This window comes from Pantoea sp. RCC30.1, from assembly GCF_058148845.1.
In genome coordinates, this window is record NZ_JBXUHX010000024.1 from 20,480 (window position 1) to 42,303 (window position 21,824).

Annotated in this window: 19 protein-coding genes and 1 pseudogene; 2 read left to right on the forward strand and 18 right to left on the reverse strand. The window is 53.5% G+C overall.

Annotated elements, in window-relative coordinates; genetic code table 11:
• Positions 1-3 precede the first annotated feature (3 nt).
• The 3 genes from AC2LB6_RS18335 to AC2LB6_RS18345 all read right to left on the reverse strand — a co-directional run bounded on the left by AC2LB6_RS18335 (position 4) and on the right by AC2LB6_RS18345 (position 1,810).
• Complete coding sequence (locus AC2LB6_RS18335; RefSeq protein WP_490094578.1) at positions 4-372, reverse strand: EscF/YscF/HrpA family type III secretion system needle major subunit; 369 nt, start codon at positions 370-372, stop codon at positions 4-6.
• A gap of 64 nt (positions 373-436) precedes the next feature.
• Positions 437-676, reverse strand: a complete 240-nt coding sequence (locus AC2LB6_RS18340; protein ID WP_010245940.1) for a hypothetical protein — start codon at positions 674-676, stop codon at positions 437-439.
• A 141-nt stretch (positions 677-817) separates the two neighbouring features.
• Positions 818-1,810, reverse strand: a complete 993-nt coding sequence (locus AC2LB6_RS18345) for a sigma 54-interacting transcriptional regulator (RefSeq protein ID WP_490094579.1) — start codon at positions 1,808-1,810, stop codon at positions 818-820.
• Between the two features lie 461 nt (positions 1,811-2,271).
• On the opposite strand from AC2LB6_RS18345, the gene AC2LB6_RS18350 reads away from it, so the two are divergent.
• Entirely contained in the window at positions 2,272-2,943 is a 672-nt protein-coding gene (locus tag AC2LB6_RS18350) for a hypothetical protein (RefSeq protein WP_490094580.1), read from the forward strand.
• 14 nt (positions 2,944-2,957) lie between these two features.
• Positions 2,958-4,016, forward strand: coding sequence for a hypothetical protein (locus tag AC2LB6_RS18355; protein WP_490094581.1), 1,059 nt, complete (start codon positions 2,958-2,960; stop codon positions 4,014-4,016).
• A 56-nt stretch (positions 4,017-4,072) separates the two neighbouring features.
• Here AC2LB6_RS18355 and AC2LB6_RS18360 read toward each other — a convergent pair whose 3' ends face one another.
• The 15 genes and pseudogenes from AC2LB6_RS18360 to AC2LB6_RS18430 form a co-directional block, all read right to left on the reverse strand.
• Positions 4,073-5,131, reverse strand: coding sequence for a transglycosylase SLT domain-containing protein (locus AC2LB6_RS18360; RefSeq protein ID WP_490094582.1), 1,059 nt, complete (start codon positions 5,129-5,131; stop codon positions 4,073-4,075).
• Positions 5,132-5,309: 178 nt separating this feature from the next.
• On the reverse strand, positions 5,310-7,112 hold the full coding sequence (locus tag AC2LB6_RS18365; protein WP_490094583.1) for a hypothetical protein: 1,803 nt from the start codon (positions 7,110-7,112) through the stop codon (positions 5,310-5,312).
• Between the two features lie 197 nt (positions 7,113-7,309).
• Positions 7,310-8,218, reverse strand: a complete 909-nt coding sequence (locus tag AC2LB6_RS18370) for a LysR family transcriptional regulator (RefSeq protein WP_090961951.1) — start codon at positions 8,216-8,218, stop codon at positions 7,310-7,312.
• Between the two features lie 135 nt (positions 8,219-8,353).
• Positions 8,354-9,175, reverse strand: coding sequence for a M55 family metallopeptidase (locus tag AC2LB6_RS18375; protein WP_490094584.1), 822 nt, complete (start codon positions 9,173-9,175; stop codon positions 8,354-8,356).
• Positions 9,172-10,215, reverse strand: a complete 1,044-nt coding sequence (locus AC2LB6_RS18380) for a DmpA family aminopeptidase (RefSeq protein WP_490094585.1) — start codon at positions 10,213-10,215, stop codon at positions 9,172-9,174. Before AC2LB6_RS18380 ends, AC2LB6_RS18375 begins: the two co-directional genes overlap by 4 nt.
• 2 nt (positions 10,216-10,217) lie before the next feature.
• Positions 10,218-11,102, reverse strand: coding sequence for an ABC transporter permease subunit (locus AC2LB6_RS18385; protein ID WP_490094586.1), 885 nt, complete (start codon positions 11,100-11,102; stop codon positions 10,218-10,220).
• Positions 11,099-12,031, reverse strand: a complete 933-nt coding sequence (locus AC2LB6_RS18390; protein WP_490094587.1) for an ABC transporter permease — start codon at positions 12,029-12,031, stop codon at positions 11,099-11,101. Before AC2LB6_RS18390 ends, AC2LB6_RS18385 begins: the two co-directional genes overlap by 4 nt.
• Before the next feature lie 81 nt (positions 12,032-12,112).
• Positions 12,113-13,654, reverse strand: coding sequence for a glutathione ABC transporter substrate-binding protein (locus AC2LB6_RS18395; protein ID WP_490094588.1), 1,542 nt, complete (start codon positions 13,652-13,654; stop codon positions 12,113-12,115).
• Positions 13,655-13,676: 22 nt separating this feature from the next.
• Positions 13,677-15,542, reverse strand: coding sequence for an ABC transporter ATP-binding protein (locus tag AC2LB6_RS18400; protein WP_490094589.1), 1,866 nt, complete (start codon positions 15,540-15,542; stop codon positions 13,677-13,679).
• 15 nt (positions 15,543-15,557) lie between these two features.
• Positions 15,558-16,523, reverse strand: coding sequence for an N-acetyl-D-Glu racemase DgcA (dgcA, locus tag AC2LB6_RS18405; RefSeq protein ID WP_490094590.1), 966 nt, complete (start codon positions 16,521-16,523; stop codon positions 15,558-15,560).
• A gap of 1 nt (position 16,524) precedes the next feature.
• Positions 16,525-17,532: an N-acetyltransferase DgcN gene (gene dgcN, locus AC2LB6_RS18410; protein ID WP_490094591.1), complete on the reverse strand. Its 1,008-nt coding sequence runs from the start codon at positions 17,530-17,532 to the stop codon at positions 16,525-16,527.
• Between the two features lie 359 nt (positions 17,533-17,891).
• The gene (gene tri1 / locus AC2LB6_RS18415; RefSeq protein ID WP_490094592.1) at positions 17,892-18,977 is read right to left on the reverse strand and encodes an ADP-ribosylarginine hydrolase Tri1; all 1,086 of its coding nucleotides are present in this window, start codon (positions 18,975-18,977) and stop codon (positions 17,892-17,894) included.
• Positions 18,978-19,528: 551 nt separating this feature from the next.
• Positions 19,529-19,915: a hypothetical protein gene (locus AC2LB6_RS18420; protein WP_490094593.1), complete on the reverse strand. Its 387-nt coding sequence runs from the start codon at positions 19,913-19,915 to the stop codon at positions 19,529-19,531.
• Between the two features lie 447 nt (positions 19,916-20,362).
• A pseudogene (locus tag AC2LB6_RS18425) lies at positions 20,363-20,808 on the reverse strand (hypothetical protein).
• A 732-nt stretch (positions 20,809-21,540) separates the two neighbouring features.
• Positions 21,541-21,741, reverse strand: a complete 201-nt coding sequence (locus AC2LB6_RS18430) for a hypothetical protein (RefSeq protein ID WP_490094594.1) — start codon at positions 21,739-21,741, stop codon at positions 21,541-21,543.
• Positions 21,742-21,824: the final 83 nt, after the last annotated feature.

The window sequence follows — 21,824 nt, forward strand, 5'->3', positions numbered from 1 at the left end:
GATTCACTGCAGGTTGCTGAGTTTATCGACTGACTGAACGGTTTTGGCGATCACTTTGGCGTTCATCAGGCTCTCGATATAGTAATCAGAGAGCTGCGCATTGGCGCGGGAGAAATCTTCCGCACTGGATGACCGCGAAGCGACTCTGAGATCGTTAAAAGCGTCTTTTTGCGCACGCTGGTTGCCGCTCAGCGATTGCAGAATATTGCCGACCACGCCCGGCTCTGAAGAGGTCATCTGGCTACTGTCAGGTGCAGGGCCATTAAGCTTTGCATTAAACCATTGAATATCTTCCGCCGAGGGTGCTTCCTGGTACATTTCGACTGACGGAACCGGTTCTGAAGTGAGCAAGGAAGTTTGAGAGACTTTCATCAGTAACACTCCTGTGAGATGAGAAAGCAGGGAGACATGAAAAACACCTCCCTGCCGGAGTCGATTAGTACTGAATCTTGACCTGGGCTGCGGCTGACGCGGCCTGCGCATTACTTTCGGCGATGCCGTTAATGCGCTGGAACTCTACATCGCGATCCATTTTATCGGCCTGGTTTTCCTGCATCTTGTCCATCGCTTGTTGCGAACGGACCATATATTTCGCACCGTTGTAAGCACCTGCAACCTGAGTGTAAGCAGAAGCGGCGTTGGTGATCCCGTTGGAAAGTAAGCTAGCACCTGACATAGTCATTCCTCGCGTTGATGATAGATTGTATTTGGGTGTTGCATTCATTAAGTAATAAATGAAGCTATCCGGTTCCATCGCAAAGAAAATATTTATGCAGATTAAGCCTTCTGGCCCACGGCAAGAGAGGTGGGCGATATGTCAGGCGGTAAGTTTTAACAGCTTCAGGCGGTGATAAAGGGTGCGCCTGGGGATCCCTAACTCAAGAATGACATCATCGATACGATTGTCGTGCCGGTTCAGGCAGTCGTGGATCAGGCTGCGCTCAATGCGCCGCATTCTGTCTTTTAATAACACGCGCCCTTCCTGCTTTATCTCACAGCACAGCGGCGGTAAGCCCAGCACAAAGCGTTCTGCCGCCGCTTTCAGCTCGCGGATATTTCCTGGCCAGCTATGCAGCAGCAGGGTCTCATCAAGCGCGAGCGATCCTGGCGGCAGGGGCTGATTCAGGCGCAGCGCCGCCTCCTGCGTAAACTGGCGAAACATGGGCAAAATCAGCTCCGGTCGTGATCGAACGGTTGGCGTGGCAATTTTAATCGTGTCGAGACGAAAGAAGAGATCCCGACGAAAACGCCCCTGAGCCACCAGCTGCGCCAGTGGAATTTGCGAGGCGACGACCACGCGCAGATCCAGTCCGATACTTTTGGTGCTGCCCAGTCGCTCTACCGCACGGTTTTCCAGTACACGCAGCAGCTTAGCCTGCATCGTGAGCGGCATACTGTCTATTTCATCCAGAAACAGCACGCCGTGGTTAGCGCTCTCAATGTACCCGGCGCGGGAACTGCTTGCGCCGGTGAACGCCCCGGCCATGACCCCAAACAGCTCGCTTTCGGCAAGTGTCTCCGGGATGGCCGCACAGTTAACCGGCACCATCGGGCCGCGACAGCCGGAAAGTTGATACAGCCGCTGGGCCAGTGCATCTTTCCCGGTACCCGTTTCTCCCTCGATTAAGACATCGATGTTTAACGGTGCAATCGTATTTAAAATCTTATACAGATGAGTATGGATATCGGTTACGGGCTCCGGGTAATCCGCCGCCGCATGTGGGCGGGAATCAACCTGACGTAAGACGTTATCCGTACTCTCTTCATCGACAGTCCCGTGGCCTGACTGTGTCCTGTAAAGACGAACCATACATTCTCCATTAGCTTCGCATAAGCGCGCCTTACATGAGACGCGCTGCTCGTTCAGCACTTGTGGATGTTCTGGAAGCAGAGCCTGATGCAAAGAATTACAAATTTACTGCGGCCTCACTCTCACCCAATCAGGTCATCCCCGCTATCAGTCCAGGATTATTATCTTGTAGGGATAGACGCTCAGCCGGTAAGGATTACCCTACATAACTCAAATAAAAATCTTATAAAACATAGAGATGATTTATTAATGGCGATGCAGCTTAATTTTTATAAATCTGAATCCGCATCACAAAGGGAACATTTTTAGTGGAACCATCCCGGGACAACTGCCACTCACAGTGCGAGGTAGCATCAGCCTGAACGGTAAAATTGTGCAATCAGCAGTAATCAGGATTGCAAAATGTTACCGCTGCTGCTGCCCAATCAATCGCTGACTTATTAACTCTGAGGAATAAATTCATGAAGATTCCAGGATTTGGTGGTGGAGCTACAAACGCAAACAAAGTCGATTTTCCTCCGGCAAATATGCCAGGCAAGACGGGAGGCAGTCCGTCAGGAAAACCAGACTTACCCGATCAGCCCGGAAAATCGTCCTTACCTTTTCTCAATAATGCGAAAACAGGCCCGCTCAATTTTGCCAGTAACGCCTTTGACGGCCTGAGCACGCTGGCTTCGCTGACCGGTTCAGGCGGAAGTCAGAAAAACGGCCAGTCAAACGGTGCAAACTCGCCTGACGCCCTGTCGGGCGGTGGCTTACTGCAGCAGATTATGATGCTGACAGGTCTGCAACAGCTGTTGGGCGGCGGTAACAAAGCGCAGCAGCCGGAGCAACCGGGCACGCCTGCGCCTGCACAGGGCACGAATCACAGCGGCAATCCGCTTGAGCAGCTGATGCAGATGCTTCAGCAACTGCTCCAGCAAATGATGGGTATCGATAAAGGTAAAGGGGCAGACAGCGGAGAATCTGGCGGAAATGCACCGCAGGCACCGGCTCAGGGAGCGACTGACAATGCCGGGCAACAGGGCGGAATGATGCAAAACCTGCTGTCCATGTTAGGGCTTACTTCATTGTTGCAGGGGCTTTTAGGCAGCGGTGAGGGCCAATCTTCCCAGAAAAATACGCAAAGCTGACCCAGGGGGCTTGTATGGTAATGCCAATACCTGGCGGGGGAGGAATAACCCCCGCTTTTTCACCCGGCAGGCAACTGCCGGGTAACCTGCCATTATCCACCCCCCTGCCCGGCTCTGCCCTCTCGGGTCCGGGCAGCGATCTCCCTATCAGCTACGCCGGTGGGAGCGGAACGCCGCTGGCGGGCCTGACCGATCCGATCCAGCAGCTTGATCAGCTTTTAACGCAGGCTGGATTAGGGGCGCTTGTCGATCCGGCAGCCGCTGAAGAAGGGACGATGCCCACGGCGTTATTTGCCAGCGAAACAGCAGGTGAAGATAGGCCACAGGCACCGGGCGATGGCGTGAGAACCAGTGAGAAGGACACCAGCGTCAGGCCGACGGAGGAAAATCTGAAGGGCCGTCCACCGGGTGATAACCGTAGCGCCGAACAGATCATTGATGAAAATCCGGTGCTAAAAAATCTCGGCAACCAGAAAGATATCAAGCAGGCGGAGCTAAAAGCGCGCTTCGGCGACTGGACGGATGCCAATAAAGATCCCAAGAGTCGTGCTGATGCGGCGTATAACATGGCCTGCGTGTTAAACAGCATAAAAAGCCTGAATGCGCGCGATGGCAGCGAGCGGAAGGAGATCTCAGCTAATGACAAAATAGAGGGCATCACGAAAGATGGTGACGCGCGTCACGGTACCGAGGCGGGTGTGCTTAAGGATATCGCCGAGCAGGGTCTGAAGATGCTGCCGGAGAATAAACAACTGCCGGAGACGAATGATACGCACGTTCGTATGGATGGTACCAATAAAGACAACTTCCAGTGGGGAATGGGTGAGTTCGGCAAAATATTGTCGAACATTCCGATTCTCAAATCTGTTGCTGCGCCTTTCTTTAACAATATTGGCGAGGCCCGTAATGTGGGCGAAGTCTTTACCGGTGGCCTGAAAGGACTGGCCGAGGGTGGAATGAGTGTGGCGCGTGGGCCGATTGGCTGGGGCATCACGGCAGCGACCGATACTGTGCAGATTGCGGTTGAGAATAGCGGGGGGAAAGGCAAGAACGAACCGCCGCCGTTTGCCTGATTTTTGAGGCTGCTCATGTTTGTCCCTGTACCCGGTACAGGGACTTTTTTTGCCCGTTACGCAGGTAACGCGCCTTTGCCGCTGGAGATAATGTCGGCAAAGTTGAGAACTTTGCCGACATAGGTTGGATCGCCGGTTCCGGTTTTCGAGATATCCGTCAGATCGTTGACATTCACATTACCCGGCCCTGAGTTATAGCCTCGCAGCCCGGCTCCGAGATCGCCCCCAAAAGTCTCCCGCTGCTCTTTCAGATAGAGCGCACCAGCCATGATGCTGTCTTCAGGACTGGATGGGCTGGCATCTGGCCCCAGCAGATGCGGGTATCTGCTTTGCAGATCGGCGAAAGTGTTTGAATTAACCTGCATCAGGCCGCTGTCGGAAAGCCCATTACCGCCGTTAACGGTGGTCGCCTCTGTTTTTCCGCGTGACTCCTGCCAGATTTGCCCTGCCAGCACCTCAGGCGCCTGGTTACTCTCTTTCGCGGCACGCAGTATAGCCTGCTCATGATCTAATAGCGGGCCAGGTAAATGCAGCCCCGACTCGCCTTTTATCAGCGGTACCCCGCCGGATGTCGGCGTCTGCCCGGCAGGCGTGTTCAGTGCAGCATCAGAAGCCGTACCCGGCTGTGGCATTGTACTGGCCGGTAGCGGTTGCTGAGCAGAAGCGGCATCCTGCGGGTTAACAGGCTGCTGCATGGCGGCGTTAACCGGTGTGGTGAGGGAAGTCCCCTCTTCTGCTGAGGTCCCCGTCATATCAGCACCGCCACCACTCCCGGCTCCTGCTCCTGCTCCTGCTCCTGCGCTGTTATTTTGCTGCTGACCAGAGAAAAGCTGTTGCAACATTAATAACAGTTGCAGCAATGCCTCTATTTGCGGCCCCCGTTGCTGCATCAGCCCCTGCATCTGCATCGGATCCCTGTTGCTCACACTGTCGGGCGTGGTGGTGAGGCTACTGAAATCCGTGCCGCTCATGGCATTATTGCCAAAGTTAATTGCCTGACCACTGTCGCCAGAATCTGACGGGCTAAGCGAGGCTAAATTTTTTTCATCAAGCGCACTAAAATCAGGCATTTGCGACTGTATCGGCCCGAAAGCCGAACCTGACGAGATATTCATTCTTCTCTCCTCTCAATAAAGCGTCATCGTTCGCGCCAGCCAGACTGACGCCTCTCCCACTGTGACCGGGGGTATGATTGAGTGGAAAGCGCGAGGCGGGAGTTCCGGGCGGAACGTGAGACAGAGCAATTTCAGGCGTAAAAAAAAGCCGCATCGCTGCGGCTTTTAAGGTGTGGCATCAGGAGGCTTTTTTCGTTTCTTCAGGTTCTGGCGATCCTGCAGGCCCTGCGGCTTCTGATGACGCAGAAGATCCGGATGCCACTGATGATGCGGATGATGTCGGTAAGGAGTCCGGCAGCGGTATCATCTCGGCAATGCGCTCGCTCATCTTCTCTGCTTCAGCTTCAAGGACTGCAACGATGGTTTCAGCTTCAGCCCTGGTTAAGTTCTCAGGCTGTGGGCTTTTGATATTCGCCAGGCCCGGGAACGCGTGCCACCATGCATGGTTATCACCCGCGGCACGCATCTCAGATGAACGCTCAGGCGGGGTATGACGTAATGGGCCAGAGTTATGCGAACGTACGCTGTCGCTGTCCGATTCGCCTTCTTCTGACGGCCCTTTCGTCGGGGTACCGGTGCTGGGTGCTGGCGTGCCGTCAGGCGTTCTCGCCTCGGTACCGACACTGGGTGCTGGCGTGCCGGCAGGCGTTCTGGCCCCTGAACTTATCGGGGCATCGCCGTCGGTTGTGTCCGTATTGCTGGATGATGAGGAACTTGTGCTGCTTTCGTCATTTAGCCCCAGTTTGTTTTTCACTGCTTTTTTCAGCTCATCATAGGCAATTGCAGCTGCCCCTTGTGAAAAATAGGCCCCCGCCGCCACCGGGATGTAGGCACCCTGGCCTGCAAGTTCGCGAATCATGCGGTTAGTGGGGTTTTTCATAACATCGTCAACACTGCCCAGCCCTTTGGCCATAGACGACGCGATAGCCTTACTCGCTCCGCTTTTCGACATATTTGCCAGCCCCAGTCCTCCACCCAAAGCAAAGCCTTCTACCAACTGGGAGAGCGCGACGAGGTTCCTCAGGGCATTGAGCCAGGTTTTTGGCGTTTTAACGTTATTGGCCAGGGCATCAAACCGGCCACCGTCAGCGCTATGCTTACGCCCGCTGGCTAATGCCTCATACCGCTCCTTCCAGTCATTACGGCCAAATAAATATTCCGCACCGTGCAAATGGTCGAAATGGTTCTGCGCGACCCCACTCGCCGCTCCGGCCCCGGTAGTAAAGACCAAACCTGCTGCCTGATTGATGAGATACCCTGCTTTTCCGGCAGCTTCTAAAATTTTCATCGGTTGCGCACGCGGCGCGTTTTCTGCGAGTTTCTGCGTACCTGCTGAAATCGCTGCAGTCACCGGGTTGCGCAGATTATAACCTGTCCCTCCCAGCCCCGCCTGCTGCACTTTATGCCCCAGGCTGTCGTGCCTTTTCATGACCTCCTGCATAAATGGCTGGAGTGCCTCCTTGTCAGCCTGCATCCATTTCCCATCTTTGAGGCTGTTATCAACAAGTTTGGAAACGACGGCCTTGAAAGCTACCGCCGTCAGTCCCCCGGTCAGGCCAGTAACAAAATCGTGTGCCTGCGTGCCTGGCTCCAGATTTAGCTGGTGTGCCAGCGCCTTACCCGCCAGATCACCCGGCAAGCCGGAAAGCCCATAAGCCATCCCTATGGCGGCCTCGGCGAGTGCGGATGTTCCTTTATCGCTTTGGCGAGCGCTTTTAATCACACTTCTTACATCATCTGCAGACTGCCCCATTTCATCATGCAGAGTGACAGCGACCTCATGCATGTGTTCGCGAACCTCTGCGCCACCGGTAGATTCATTTTCCAGGGTGTGCTGAATACGTGCGATCTCCTCGATCCGGGCTGCGTCGGCAGGATTTACGCCCGCAGCTGCGCTGGTCGACGCGGTAGTGCGTGAACGCAGGGCAATATCCTCGTGTCCAGGTGTGGGTGTGCGCCCGTGACTTCTAATTCCATCCATAATTCTCACTCCGCCAGGTTGTGCCGGTTATCAGTAGCCGGTCAGTTGATAACTTGCGAAATGAGCAACTCACCCCGCAGCGTCAGGGTTGAGTGATGCGCAAGCGAGCCTGGTTGCACATCAGAACGAAATTCTTAAAATTTTGTGATGCACCTCACAAAATAGTCGGATGGGTAGCGGTGAAGCGCGGCGCGTGTTCAGCCACGGATAAACTGCGCTTCACACTGCCGGGCGATCTCCCACAGTCTGTTACGGATGACCTGCTTAAGTTGCAGTGTGGACTGCGACTGTGGCTGGTCACGGCGGCTGATCAGCATCACTTCAAACGGCAGGGGCTGCGCTATTGGCAGCAGCTTTAGCTGTTCGGCATAGCGACAGGCGGTGAAGAGATCCACGACGCCCGTGCCGCCGCCTGCCAGCACCATATCCGCAATGACCGAATAGGTTTTAATCGACAACGACACGGCGGGATTCAGTTTTTTATCGCGCAGCGCACGGTGAAGTACGCGCCCAAGCGGATCCTGAGCCTGCATCATCAGTAAATTATTGTTGCACAACCACGCCAGCGTAACGGGTTCATGCCGGGGATGAGTGAGGGGTAGCAGCGCCACCATGGAGGACTGGAACAGAGGCTCAGCCAGGAGATCCGCATCGACCTGCTGACCGAAGACCAGCGCGAAATCGAGCTGATTATCCAGAATCATCTGGCATAGGGTACTGAAGTGCTCGGTGACCAGTTCCACACTGACCGAGGCCATCTGTTGCCGCCAGGTGACCAGGGCAGGCGCCATCACCATCTGACCAAAAGCGTGAGCCGCCCCGACGCGGACTAATTGCCCTTCGCCACGCCGCAGTTGTTCGGTGAGCTGGGTAATAGATTGCAGACGCTGGCAGAGGTCTTCTATTTCAGGCAGCAGGCGTCGCCCTTCTGCCGTCACACTCATTCCCTGTAGCCGTCGCTCAAAGAGCGCAAATCCCAGCTGCTGTTCAGCATGATTCAGCACACGGCTGATATTCGGCTGCGACACATTCAGCAGGCGCGCCGCTGCGCTGATGCTGCCGGTCTGTACGATGGCCTGAAAGACCTCTATATGGCGGAGCCGCATGATGATTTACCCTGGATGGAATACCGGACACGGAGGCTTCTCCGACAGGCTGCACCGGCGAGGGGTGAGAGCCATCATTATCCTGCTGCAAAAACTGTACCGCAAACCGGTGCAGGCAGTCCCGGTATAAAGTTGCTACGACTGAGTACTCGCCAGATAGGAGAAGGCACTGAGTAAGCTGACTAACGTCTCCATCTTCTCCGCCTGATAAGCCACGCTAACGGCATCAAGGCGCGTGACGCCGGGGATCAGACTGAACAGATCGGCCAGCACCGGTTTAGTGGCCTGAAGCCGCATAGTGTAAGGCGCCGTCAGGCGGGTCGAGCTCACCTGAGGGCGATGTTGCAGTGCGGCACTTGCCGCGGCAGCGATCGCACGCTGTGCCGCTTGTGGGCTGATCGATTCCGCGCAGGTATGCGAAATGGCGCGCTTTACACAGACGTAATCGACCGCTGAGTAGTGTTCCGCTATCCAGTTCTGTAACTGATCGTCACCGGTGACCAGCAGCAATGGCGTGCCGTGTTCAGCCGCGGCGGCCGCATAGATATCGGTTTCGCCCATCACCAGACCATTGATATGGATACGCCAGAATGCCCGACCGTTAATGGTATGCGCCAGGACGCCGGATTCACCTGCTGCGCTGTGAAATCCCACCAGAAACAGCCCGTCGAACGTCTGCTGTTCTATCCCCTCCACCATCGACAGGCAGCGGGGTTTGCCCTGCACCAGTCGGGCGCGGGGATCCATATTTTCCGCACGCAAATTGGTCATCTGAGCATGGCTGTCTGCAACCACCACTTCGGTTGCCCCACCTGCAAATGCCCCTTCAATCGCGGCATTCACTTCCTGCTCCATCAGACCACGGGCCAGCTGATGTTCCGGGTGGCCGGGGGTACATTGCTCCGGGCGCATGACCCCCGCGATACCTTCAATGTCGGCCGAGATAAAAATTTTCATGAGGTTAATCTATCCAGAATCTGAGTCAGTGAAGGGCGATGATGACCGCGAAAGCCGGTAACAGCCTCTGCGCTCAACAAGGCATCCAGTACAGCCTGTTCAGTTGCATCTGCCGCTGCAGCAAGCAGCGGCTCCAGCGTGTCGTCCTGTGGCGGTTGCGGCAAAGGTTGTGTTGAAAAGGCCACCGCGATATCGCCCGAGCCGTGGCCCCAGTAACTGCCCAGCCGTCCAAGACCGGCACCGGCTCGCTTCGCGATGCGTTTCAACTGACGTGCGTCCAGTGGTGCATCCGTCGCCATGATGATGATGACAGAACCGGCATCACGCTGCGGCGCCTCTCCGGCCAGCAGCGGCGCAATCATCTCGCCAGCCCGGACGCCATCGAGCGTTAAGGCCTCCAGCGCGCCGAAATTGGCCAGTACCAGCACGCCAAGCGTGGCGTTGAGTGAAGGAATAAGGCGTGAGGCGGTTCCAATGCCTCCTTTCAGGCTGAAACAGCTCATCCCGCGTCCCGCGCCGACGCTGCCGCGCGCGAAGTCGGCTGAGGCCGTCAGCAGCGCCGCCTGCGCCATCGCCTCATTAATGGCCAGCGCCTGGATATCATTCAGCCAGCCATCGTTGCACTCCAGTACCAGCGGGTTGACCGTGGGCAACGTTCTTCCCAGTTCCGGGTTACGACGGATGGCATCCCGCACCAGCGCGGTAAACAGCGTGCCAACTGCCAGCGTGTTACTGAGCAGAATTGGCGTCTGAAGCACGCCAAGTTCCTCTATCTGAACCAGTCCGATGGGTTTCGCGAAGCCGTTCAGCACTTCAACCCCACACGGCAGCGGCGTGAGAAACAGATTATCACCCGGCGGTATGACGGCGGTTACGCCAGTCTGCTTTTCGCCTTCATTCAGCGTGTCATGTCCGACACGCACGCCCGCAACATCACTGATTCGATTAGTGGGTCCGCATGGGCTTCGTGGCTGCCCAAGCTGACGCAGGTCACGCCAGCGATCCAGCAGCAGGTCGCGCTGCAATTGTTGGAAATCCATCGTCAGCCCTTGAGTTTGGGATCGAGCGTGTCGCGCAACGCATCGCCAAGCAGATTGAATGCCAGCACGGTAATAAAGATCGCCAGCCCTGGAAATACGCTCATGTGCCACGATCCGGCCATCATCATGCTGCGGCTCATCGCCAGAATATTGCCCCATTCTGGCACGTCTGGCTCCGGACCCAGTCCGATAAAACTCAGGCCCGCCGCTGTCAGAATACTGGTACCAATGCGCATGGTGAAATAGACAATCACGCTGGAGAGCGTGCCGGGCAGAACATGCCGCAGAATAATCACTCTGTCTGGCGCACCGGCACAGCGAACGGCTTCAACATAGGCAGCCTGCTTCAGAGAGAGCGTCGAAGCCCGCACGATGCGGGCAAATACCGGTATGCTGAATATCGCGACCGCGATAATGACATTGTTCAGGCCCGTCCCCAGCAGCGCCACCACCGCAATGGCCAGCAACATGCCAGGAAACGCGAATAAGACGTCGGCACCGCGCATGATCAGCATATCGACCCAACCGCCGTAATAGCCCGCCAGTAACCCCAGCATAACCCCGACCAGCATGCCGATCGTCACCGACAGCACGCCGATATAGAGCGAGATACGCGCGCCATAGATAATGCGACTGAGCAGGTCGCGCCCCAGTTCGTCGGTCCCCATCCAGTGTGCCGCCGTTGGCGGCGACGATAACGCCATCCAGTCTGGCGCCATGGGGTCCCAGGGCGCCAGCCAGGGCGCAAAGATCGCCACCACAATTAACAACAGCACAAAGCCGCCTGAGACCAGCGCCAGAGGATTACGCACAAAGGCATGCAGGAAATCGCGCCACGGCGAACGAATGATCTGAGGCGGGTTTTCAGTCAGCGATTGAATACTCATTTTGGCTCCTGTCGCAGACGAATGGCCGGATTGACCACCGCGTAAAGCAGATCGACCAGCAAATTAATCACAATAAATTCGAACACGAACAGCATCACCAGCGCCTGAATAACCGGCTGATCCTGCGCTTTGATCGACTCTATCAATAACCAGCCTAACCCTGGCCAGTTGAAAACACTCTCCACCACGATGGATCCGCCCAGCAGAAACCCGAACTGCAAGCCCAGCATGGTAATCACCGGGATGAGCGCATTGCGCATCACATGTTTCCACGTCACCAGGCGGTTACGCAGCCCTTTGGCTTTTGCGGTACGCACGTAATCTTCCTGCGCCACCTCAAGAAAGGCCGAACGGGTAAAGCGCGCCATGACCGCCGCAACCGACGAACCCAGCGTAATAGCGGGCAGGACAATATCGCTGGCCTGATTAAAGCCGCTGACCGAAAACAGTCCAAATGGCATCGCGACGAACTGGATGAGCAACAGCCCCAGCCAGAAGGCTGGCATCGAAATACCGCCCACCGCCACGCTCATCAGCGTCCAGTCCTGCCATCGTCCACGTTTCAGTGCAGCCATAACGCCGAATAACAAACCGAGAATGACGGACCAGGTGAAACCCGCTAAGGCGAGCCACAGCGTCGGCATAAAGCCCTGCCTGATCACCTCCCGCACCGGTTGCTGGGTGCGATATGTGGTGCCCAGATCGCCCTGCAACAGGCTGCCGATCCAGTGGAGATACTGCTGCGGCAGCGGATCGTTAAGGCCGAGATGCTGACGCGCCGCTTCGACGGCCTCAATGGGTGCATCCGGTCCGGCATAAATGCGCGCCGGGTCGCCCGGCATGAGCTTGATAAAACCGAAAACCAGCAACGAGACCACCAGCAAAACCGGGATCATCTCCAGCAATCGGCGAATGATGTATGCAAACATGCCATTCCCTGAAATGTGGTGTGACTGGCCTCCTCACGTCCCTCACCCGTTCCGGACAGGGGACAAGGAAGAGGAACAGTCTTATTTAAAGGACGCCTGAGTGAACAGCAAATTGCCATCAGGCAGCATCGAAACGCCGCTCAGGGTGTTGCGCTTGCCCACCAGATTGTCTGGCGTGCCAAGAAACGCCACCGGTGCTTCTTTCCACAACACCTTTTGCGCCTGTGCATAGGCGATGCCACGCTTTGCCGGATCGGCCGTCGCCAGCCCGGCAGCAATCGCTTTGTCTGCATCAGGATGACTAAAGTAGGAGACGTTATACGAGGTCGGCACCCAGGATTCGGTGGCAAACAGCGGACGCAGCGCCCAGTCAGCATCGCCTGTTGAGGTCGACCAGCCGCCATAATAGAGGTCAAACTCCGCCTTTTTCGGGTCCTGTACGCCCCACAATTTAGCGTTGCGCGTGCCGGAATCCATCGGGGTTACCGTGGCCCGAATGCCTGCCGTGGCCAGTTGCGCTTTCAGCACCTGAGCGGCACGGACGCTGGCCGTGGCGTTGGTCACCCAGAGCTTAAGGTCCAGCCCCTCCGGATAGCCCGCCGCTTTCAGCAAGGCTTTGGCCTTATCCGGCGCATAACGGTAATCAGGATCGCCTTGTTTCTCATAGAACTGCACGCCTTCCGGTATCGCGGAGGTGGCCGGTTTACCCAGACCGGCAAAGGCCACCTTCAGCCACAGATTACGGTCAATCGCATAGTTGATGGCCTGACGCACCCGAACATCCGCCAGCGGCTTGTGCTGCGTGTTGATCGCCATGTAGTAAAGATAAATGCTCGGATCGCGCTGAATGGAGAGATGGCTGTCCTGCTTCACGGCCGCGATCAGGTCTGAAGGTAATGGCCAGATGGCATCCACCTGCCCCGATTTTAATGCGGCGACGCGTGTCGCATCTTCCGGACTCGGCGAGAAGATCACATGGTCGACTTTAGGCCATCCCTGCTGCCAGTAACCGTCATATTTCGCCAGTGTGACCGCTTTGCCCGGTGTCCAGTTAATAAATTTAAACGGACCGGTTCCCACCGGATGCAGTCGCAACTGCGCTTCGTCCGGATATTGCTTAAGAATGGATGGGCTCCACATCACTGCGGAAGGATGCGCCAGCGTGTTGATAAAGGCCCCGAACGACTGATTCAGATCGATTTTTACCTGGTAGGGTGCCAGCACCGTGACCTTATCAATCATTTTGTAGAGGCTGTTACGCTTCAGTCCTTTTTTCTGATCTGCCAGACGATCAAGGTTCGCTTTGACGGCTTCGGCATCAAAAGGCGTACCGTCCTGGAAAGTGACGCCTTTGCGCAGCGTCAGCGTAAATTCGGTGGCACTGTCATTGGAGGTATACCCTGTCGCCAGCCAGGGCTGTAGCTTCATCTGAGGATCAAACTGGAACAGGCGCTCAAAGATGCCGCTCTGAACCGAGTAGCTGACATTATCTGAGGTATCGTGCGGATCCAGCCCCGTGATATCGGCATACATTGAAATGCGCAGATCCTGTGCCTGCGCAGTCATGACCAGCGTCGTCGTCAATGCGAGGGCTAGCGAAGTACGGCGAAACAGCGTTTTCATACATTCTCCTGGTCGTTGAGGATTACTGCAATGCAATGCCGTCAGCGACCCAGTGATGGGGCGCAACCTGGCGATAACGGGGTTTAGTGACCGTTTCGCCCACCTTACGCAACGGCGAGGGAATTTCGCTGTCATCGAAAAGTCGGGGCTGACGGTTCTCTGGATCGGCTACCGGCACGGAGGCCAGCAGACGTTGGGTATAGGGATGTTGCGGCTGATTAAAGACCGACTGGCGCGGTCCAAGCTCCACAATCTGGCCGAGGTACATCACCGCGACGCGATTAGCAATACGCTCGACGACCGCCATATCGTGAGAGATGAAAATCCATGCCACGCCCGTTTGCTGCTGCAGGTCCATCATCAGGTTCACCACCTGCGCCTGAATCGAGACATCCAGAGCCGATACCGCTTCATCCGCAATAATCACTTTCGGTTTCAGCGCCATGGCGCGGGCAATGGCAATACGCTGACGCTGACCGCCAGAAAATTCGTGCGGATAACGACGCGCGTGCTCTGGCAGGAGACCGACGCTTTTCAGCAGCGCATCAATCTGTGGGGAAGCCTGTTCAAGCGAAGAGACCATGCCATGTAACAGTAATGGCTCGGCAATGGTGAACCCCACTGTCAGGCGCGGATTCAGTGACGCATAGGGATCCTGAAACACCATCTGAATTTCACGGCGGAGCGGCTGGAATGCTGCCTCTTTCAGGTCAGAGATTTCCTTTCCTTCAAAATGAATACTTTCAGCTTCACTGTTGATGAGGCGCATCAGCGCCCGTCCGGTTGTCGATTTGCCGCAGCCGCTTTCACCTACGATCGCCAGGGTTTCACCTGGCCACAGACTGAAATCAACCTGCTCAACCGCATGCACATGATGCGTAAGGCTCGATAAGATGCCGCTGCGAATCGGGTAATAGACTTTCAGGCCGCGAACATCCAGCAGCGGCGCTACGTCATAGCGAGCGGTTTGCTGTTCGCTTTGTACAGCCTCGCGCGCACCCGGCAGAGGGAAACGTTGCGGCCACGCGTTTTCCCGCATATCGCCGAGTTTTGGCACTGCCGCCAGTAACGCCTGGGTATAAGCGTGCTGCGGGGCGGCAAAAATCTCAGACACGGTTCCCTGCTCTACCACCTCGCCACGCAGCATGACCACCACGCGATCGGCGATTTCAGCTACCACGCCCATATCATGGGTAATAAACAGCACCGCCATCTGTTTCTCGCGTTGCAGGTCACGCAGAATATGAAGAATGCGCGCCTGCACGGTGACATCCAGCGCCGTGGTAGGCTCATCAGCAATCAGGAGTTGCGGATCACAGGCAAGGGCCTGCGCAATCATCACACGCTGCCGCATGCCGCCTGACAGCGAGTGCGGATAGCTTTTCATGACGCGATCCACATCGGCGATACGCACCTGCCGCAGCAATTCACGCACGCGCGCATGGGCCTGCTTTCTGTCGCACAGATGGTGATCGCGTAATGCCTCGGTGAGTTGATCATCAATACGCAGCACCGGATTCAGCGAGGTCATGGGCTCCTGAAAGATCATCGCCATTTCACGGCCACGCAGTGTGCGGCGCTGAGCGTCATCCAGCGTTTCTAACGCATGCACTTTTCCGCTCCGGTCGCAAAACTGCATGCTGCCGCGATCGACACGGCCGTTGTTTGCCAGGAGGCCCATCACCGCCAGCGACGTGACAGATTTACCCGATCCGCTTTCACCCACGACGGCGACAATTTCACCCGGATTAATGGCAAAACTGATGCCTTTGAGTGCCTGATTTTCACCGCTGCGTCCATGAAACGAGACGCTAAGATCCTGAATTGCCAGCACGGGAGATGGCGAGGCAGCGCGGCTTGCAGGGGAAGTACGTAGTGTGTCCGTCATCGTCGCCTCGCACAGTTATAGCCAGATACGGCCCTGGAAATAGCTCAAAAAAGGAGAGCTGTCGGCGGCAAGCCAGATGGGCCCATCCAGATCGACGAACTCAGCGTTAACCGCGACGGGCAATGCGGCCTCCATGGCCAGTGACGAGCCCAGCATGCAACCGACCATGATGCGCATATTGAGCGTCCGGGCTTCATCCACCATCGCCAGCGCTTCGGTCAGGCCGCCGCACTTATCCAGCTTGATGTTGACCATCTCGTATCGATCGCGTAATCCGGCAATATCTGCCCGCGTATGGCAACTCTCATCGGCACAGACCGGTATGGGATGCTTAAAGCGTTGCAGGTCATGGTCCTGTCCGGCGGGAAGGGGCTGCTCCACCATCACAATATTGAAGGCCTTGAGTGCCACCAGCAGGCTTTCAAGGTCCAGCCCCGACCAGGCTTCATTGGCATCGATAATGAGCGTGGCATGCGGTGCCGCTGCGCGAATCGCCGCCACTTTTTCCAGAATCGCATGACGGTCGAGCTTAATTTTGAGCAGGCTGGCACCCCGTGACACGGCATCCGCCGCCGCGAGAGCCATAAACTCCTGCGTATCCAGGCTAAGGGTTTCTGCGGTCACGACTGACGCTGGCTGAGAGCAGGTGCTTTTTTGCCACAGCGTCTGATTAGCCCGTGCGGCATCCAGTCGCCACAGCGCACAGTCCAGCACGTTGCGTGCTGAACCGGCGGGTAACCGGTGTTGCAGTTCATGGCGGCTCAGGCCCGACTCTACCTCAGTACGAACCGCGTCGAGCATGGCCTGAACGCTATCCGGGGTCTCATCGTAGCGGGCCGTCGGGGTACATTCGCCCTGCCCGATGAAACCCGCCTGCTCCAGCGTGACCCGGATAACCGTCACGGCGGTACGGGTACCGCGTGCGATAGCAAAGGGTCGCGCCAGCGGCAGTTCCACCACATCAATCTGCAACTGTCTCATTTCAGCCACGCTCCTGAAGCAGTGCGGCGATCTCATCAATACCAAAACGCACCGGATCTGTGGCCGGTAAGCCAAACTCAGCGCTGATTTCGGCGCAATAAGCGAGCGCCTCTTCTTCACTGTAATTGGAGGTGTTGATAGCAAAGCCAGCCAGCTGAACGGACTCACTGGTCACCTGCGCGGCACGCAGATTGGCTTCAACGCACGCCTGCAAGCTGACCATGGGCTGGTGTGGCAAATGACGCATGTGAGGTCGTCCCATTTCATGGCACATAACCAGCCAGTGTGGTTGCGCACCGTGCATCAGCCCCATACTCACGCCCGCATAGGAGGGATGGAACAGTGAGCCCTGACCTTCAACGATATCCCAGTGGTCCTCGTCATTCGCCGGTGACAGTGCTTCTGCTGCACCGGCAATAAAATCAGCGATGACCGCATCCACAGCAATGCCCTCCCCTGCGACCAGAATCCCGGTCTGCCCCGTGGCGCGAAAATCGGCTTTCATACCGCGCGCATGCATCGCTGCTTCCAGCGCCAGAGAGGTATACATTTTGCCCACTGAGCAGTCCGTACCCACGGTCAGTATCCGCTTACCTGAACGCTTCTTACCGCTACCTACGCTTAGCGCTGGACGCATATGACGCAGGTCAAAAAGCTCAACCCCCGAAGACTGTGCAAGCGTCACCAGTTCCAGTTCGTCCACCAGTCGGTGGTGCAGACCACTCGCAACATTCATGCCTGCTTTAATGGCACTTTTAATCGTTTCCAGCCAGTGCGCTGGCAGATAGCCCCCGGCATTGGCCGTGCCAAGCACCAGCGTCTTCGCGCCACGCGCTCTGGCGCTGGTAATATCCAGTTCATCCAGACCCAGACTGACCGTGCAACCCGGCAGTTTAATTTCGCCAACGCACTGCTCCGGCCGCCAGATATGAATACCGCGCGCCGTTTTTGCCGCAAGGGGATCGGTAACATCGCCAAGAAAGAGTAAATAGGGTTGTGGGATTAGCATGTTGTCTCTCGTTTCAGCCAAAAGATCAGGTTCTGAAACCACTATTTCATGCGTTCTGAAAGGTGACGAATGCTTGTTTAGCAGGAGGGTATAACGGCAGGTTATAGTCAGAGTTAATAGTGATAGTTGGTGGGTTTTTCGGGGGGGTTGGGACAGGGAATGGAGTAAAAGAAGGGGTGGGTCATAGGAAAAAGATTGTGTTCAGGCAGGTGGGATGGATATTGGCAAGAGGAGGAAATGGCTTGCGGAGTAACTAACGCCGGGCCGCTGATGAGAGCATTTATGACGAATGCCAGCGACCCTGCCGGGTTATATAAGGGCAACAAAAAATCCGCTACCTGAAGTACAGGATGTCGACATTAATCCGTTTCTTCCGGTGCGAGGTGAAACAGCTCTTCTGCCATCGAAAGGATTCTGTCTTTATCGACTATTTTATCAACCCATTCCTGAGGGATGCCTGACAAACCATACAATGCGCCCGCTAACTGGCCTGCGGTGGCTGCCACGCTGTCAGCGTCATCAGCAAGATTTGCCGCCAGCAAAATGGCATCTTTGAAATTGTTTGTATGCCAGACGGCCCACAATGCGGCCTCAAGGGTGTCTATGACATAACCAGAAGAGCGAATTTGATCACGATGCTTTTCTTTATATTCACCGGCATTGATGATTAGAAGCCTTACCAGTAAAGACATCTTATGAGGCGCTAATGATTCACTTTTCCCATAACCATTTAGCAGATAATGCAGAATAGTATTGAAGTATCTGCAGCTATCAATTGACTCTGGTGCACAATGTGTAGCTTCACTTTGAATGCTGGCATCACGCCAGCCATCAATAAATGACTTGCGCCTGAATATTGCTACAGGGGCATGACGAATCAATGCAGCATTCCCTGCGGTGTCAGGGCTGTTATTACCTATCCAAGCAGGACCATGCTCGATGACCTTTTCCAGAGCATAGCGAGTAGCATTACCAATATCAAAACAGATTCCATTAGCGCTATTATGCCCCGTTTTATACCAGGCGATTAATTTTTCCCTGAATAGATAATGGTCACAGCTTTTCTTTTCAATATACGTTTCTGCCAGACACAGTGCCATTGAGGTGTCATCGGTCCACTCTCCGGCCTTGAGATTGAAAGGACCACCGCCCACCATATCGTAAATGTGAGAACTGTCGCGAGTCTGGAATTCCAGAGTGGTACCCACTGCATCACCAACAGCAAGTCCAATGAGTAAACCTTTGGCTTTATCTAAGGCTTCAACGTCAGAAATGCGTTGTTTCAGCGTATACATCCACTCAGGTTTCACTGGTTTTTCATCAGGCATCGGCTGATGTTCATAAGCCATCCGGTTGATGAGTTGAGGTGATAACTCAGGCAGCAAATTCGCATACTTACTTGCGTATGTTCTAAGTTCAGATTCTGACAATCTTAGATCTATCATACAAACTCCTTTTTCAATTGCGTGGTGGTAAAGCGCTACAACGTTTCTTAGTCGTTTCTCTCTGTTGCTTAGCAAACGCTAAGGACCAAAATAGTGCATTAGCGTATCCATATCATTCCAGTCATCTTGTGTAAGTGGCTGTTTCTCCATGCTGTCAAATTTGTACCTGATGCCCTTCATTGGAATTGAGTACTCATTTTTTGTTGCTAAATCCATTAGCAGGGATATATCAGCCTGATTTTTTAAGGTTCTGTTTAAGAGATTCAACAACATCATTTCAGCTTGTTTTCTCTCGGGAAGACACATTTTCAATTGCGCCAACAGATTGTCATTATGTAATGATTAAAACTTTCCATGCTGATGTACGTGTAAATCTCAGTTTTCTCAATCTGTTAACGCCAGGAGATTATTCACTTTTCCTCCAGGCCCCCTCACTGCACCGATATCAACCGCATCCTGTCAGGCGTCCAGACTTTGCTTCAGCCCTGACGGGTATATGATCCATCCAGAATCCTGGTTGATGTACCAAAAACCTGATTATTTAATAAAACTCAGGGGTACTTAATGCCTAACCTCTCCTTTTCCCATTGAATTTCATCTACACTTTTATTTCTCAGCCTGACGATCATAACGCCCAGAACCTCAGTCTGCTTATCATTGAGATAGAGTTCAAAACCATAGTACCTGTCACAACCAGCTAAAATATACACATAGCTTCCCTGATAGAGACTAAGGTGTTCTTTTAGCGAGACGCTCCCTATAACCTCGCCACCCATATTCTTGACGCAACTGAGATGAATATCAATTTCCTCCTTTGCTCTGCCCGTCGCATTGCCCCTTGAAAACAAACCATTTATATTTTTAAAATCAATATACTGACGTACCAAATCTGGCGCCAGAGCATCCAAAAGCATTTCGTCTGGACTATTTTCAGTCATAGCAACTCCCTCTTTATCCCTCTTAAAAGCTTTGAGCGTTAAATACTAGGTACAACCAGCCCAGCGACAAAGGGGCGTAATAATCATGTTCACTAGTTGGATCCCTTAGGATCATGATCAGCAGAGGATCTTTATAAGATCGGATTGTAAGCCAGAGGCTAATTTAACAACCTCAATGCTATATATATCCGGCTCACTCAATATTTGATCAACATAAAAGTTCAGCCTGATGAGCATCTCACCTGTATTTATAAGATATTCAAGAGAATAAGAGATATCTTTAGTTAACTCAGAAGATAGCTTAGCTACCCTGAATAATCAGGAAAATTAAACTGCTGGCTTTAAAAATATATCAACCTTCATTTTAACTTAATCATGAATTTAGCAGCACTCGCAATCACGCCTTATATCCTGCATCGTCATTAATAATAACTATTTTTATTAAATTTACTTCCCGGAACCTGAACGATAGTGACAATTGATTGTAGCCGTTCTGTTATAAACGTCATAAGCTACATCGATACTGCCCCAAACACCATTTAAAGGTAATGAACTTCTCGCTTGTTCCTTAAACCAACGTTTTAACCTTTGAGTTACGTCCCCAGTAAGGCTTTTTTGCTCACCCATCAACAATTTTGCTGGTGCAAAACTCCAGCGCGTTATTAAGGCGTCTGAGTTCACGGAGTCAAAAAAAATGACAACCAAATAAATATCGCCACTATTATTTTTTTAATTGGAAAAATACTTCTGTATGAAACTGTGTCCCCGCCATTATCTGGCCATGGCTCCCAGACGAAACCAGGAATTGACATTAACTCATGCTTAGTTATTTTTGGGGTTAGAATCAACGAATCATTAAAAGCCAGCTCTCCCATTGCGTATTTTAAGCTCATGTTTAAAAACTCGTCTTTGTTATTACAGATTGAGATATGATTATAACCCTGCCCTTATCACCTCAACGACAGGCCACTAAATTTAGATAGCTGAAATTTTAGCTAAGCTTTCATACTGAGACAAAGGTTGTGCATTTTCAGAAGCCATAGCGGCACCTGAGAAAATAATAAAAAAAATCAAACTACTAAACAATCTCATCACTACCTGCCTGAAGAAATTTAATCGTCAGCGATATCTCTACATCAATGCCTTTAATAGGAGTTAAATGAAAATAAGTTTCATCGAATCTGTACAGACTCTGACACGCTGTTATTATTTCACTCCCTAAAATGGGAGTCCCCGGTCGTTACTATTCTGGCCGTAGCAAAACGCTGGAATTAAAAACGGTGCCCGCCCTGAAAATCACTTTCAGAGCAAATAAAAATCACGCTTACTTATTTCGCTGTTAACATGATCTTCGTAAGACATCCTGATATTTGCTGATAACCTCTCGCACGTACTCACCAGGTCTTCTGCGTTCAATAGTGAGTCAGTGACAATAAAAAATCTTTCAACGTCGACTTTGTAATCTCCCTCAATGAAAATGACCTTGAGTACATACTTATCGTTGCCACACCGATATAATGTGAAATCCCAGGGTCTCATTGCTAATTTCATTTTACTCATCACCCGTCATCCTGCAACGCTTACCTGTACAGTTTCATATCGTTGAAATGAGACATAATCCCTTCTTATATCCTGAGCCAATCATCAAGTGCTTTAAAATTACCTGACTGAATCAGCCCTGATATATCCAGCTTAAAATCCCTGCTCATATCAAAGTGAACGTTCATGCAGGCATTGGGAAATAAAAAACTGACGACATAACCCTCTTGTGTTTCGAGAATCGCATAGTCGCCTTTCCTCACGTGAATCAAAATTCCCTCGCTCATATCCTGCTTTACTCTCTCAGGAAAGGTATTTACATTTTCACGTCAGAAAGAATGTCATTGTGAGATTAAAATTTTCGCGGTCA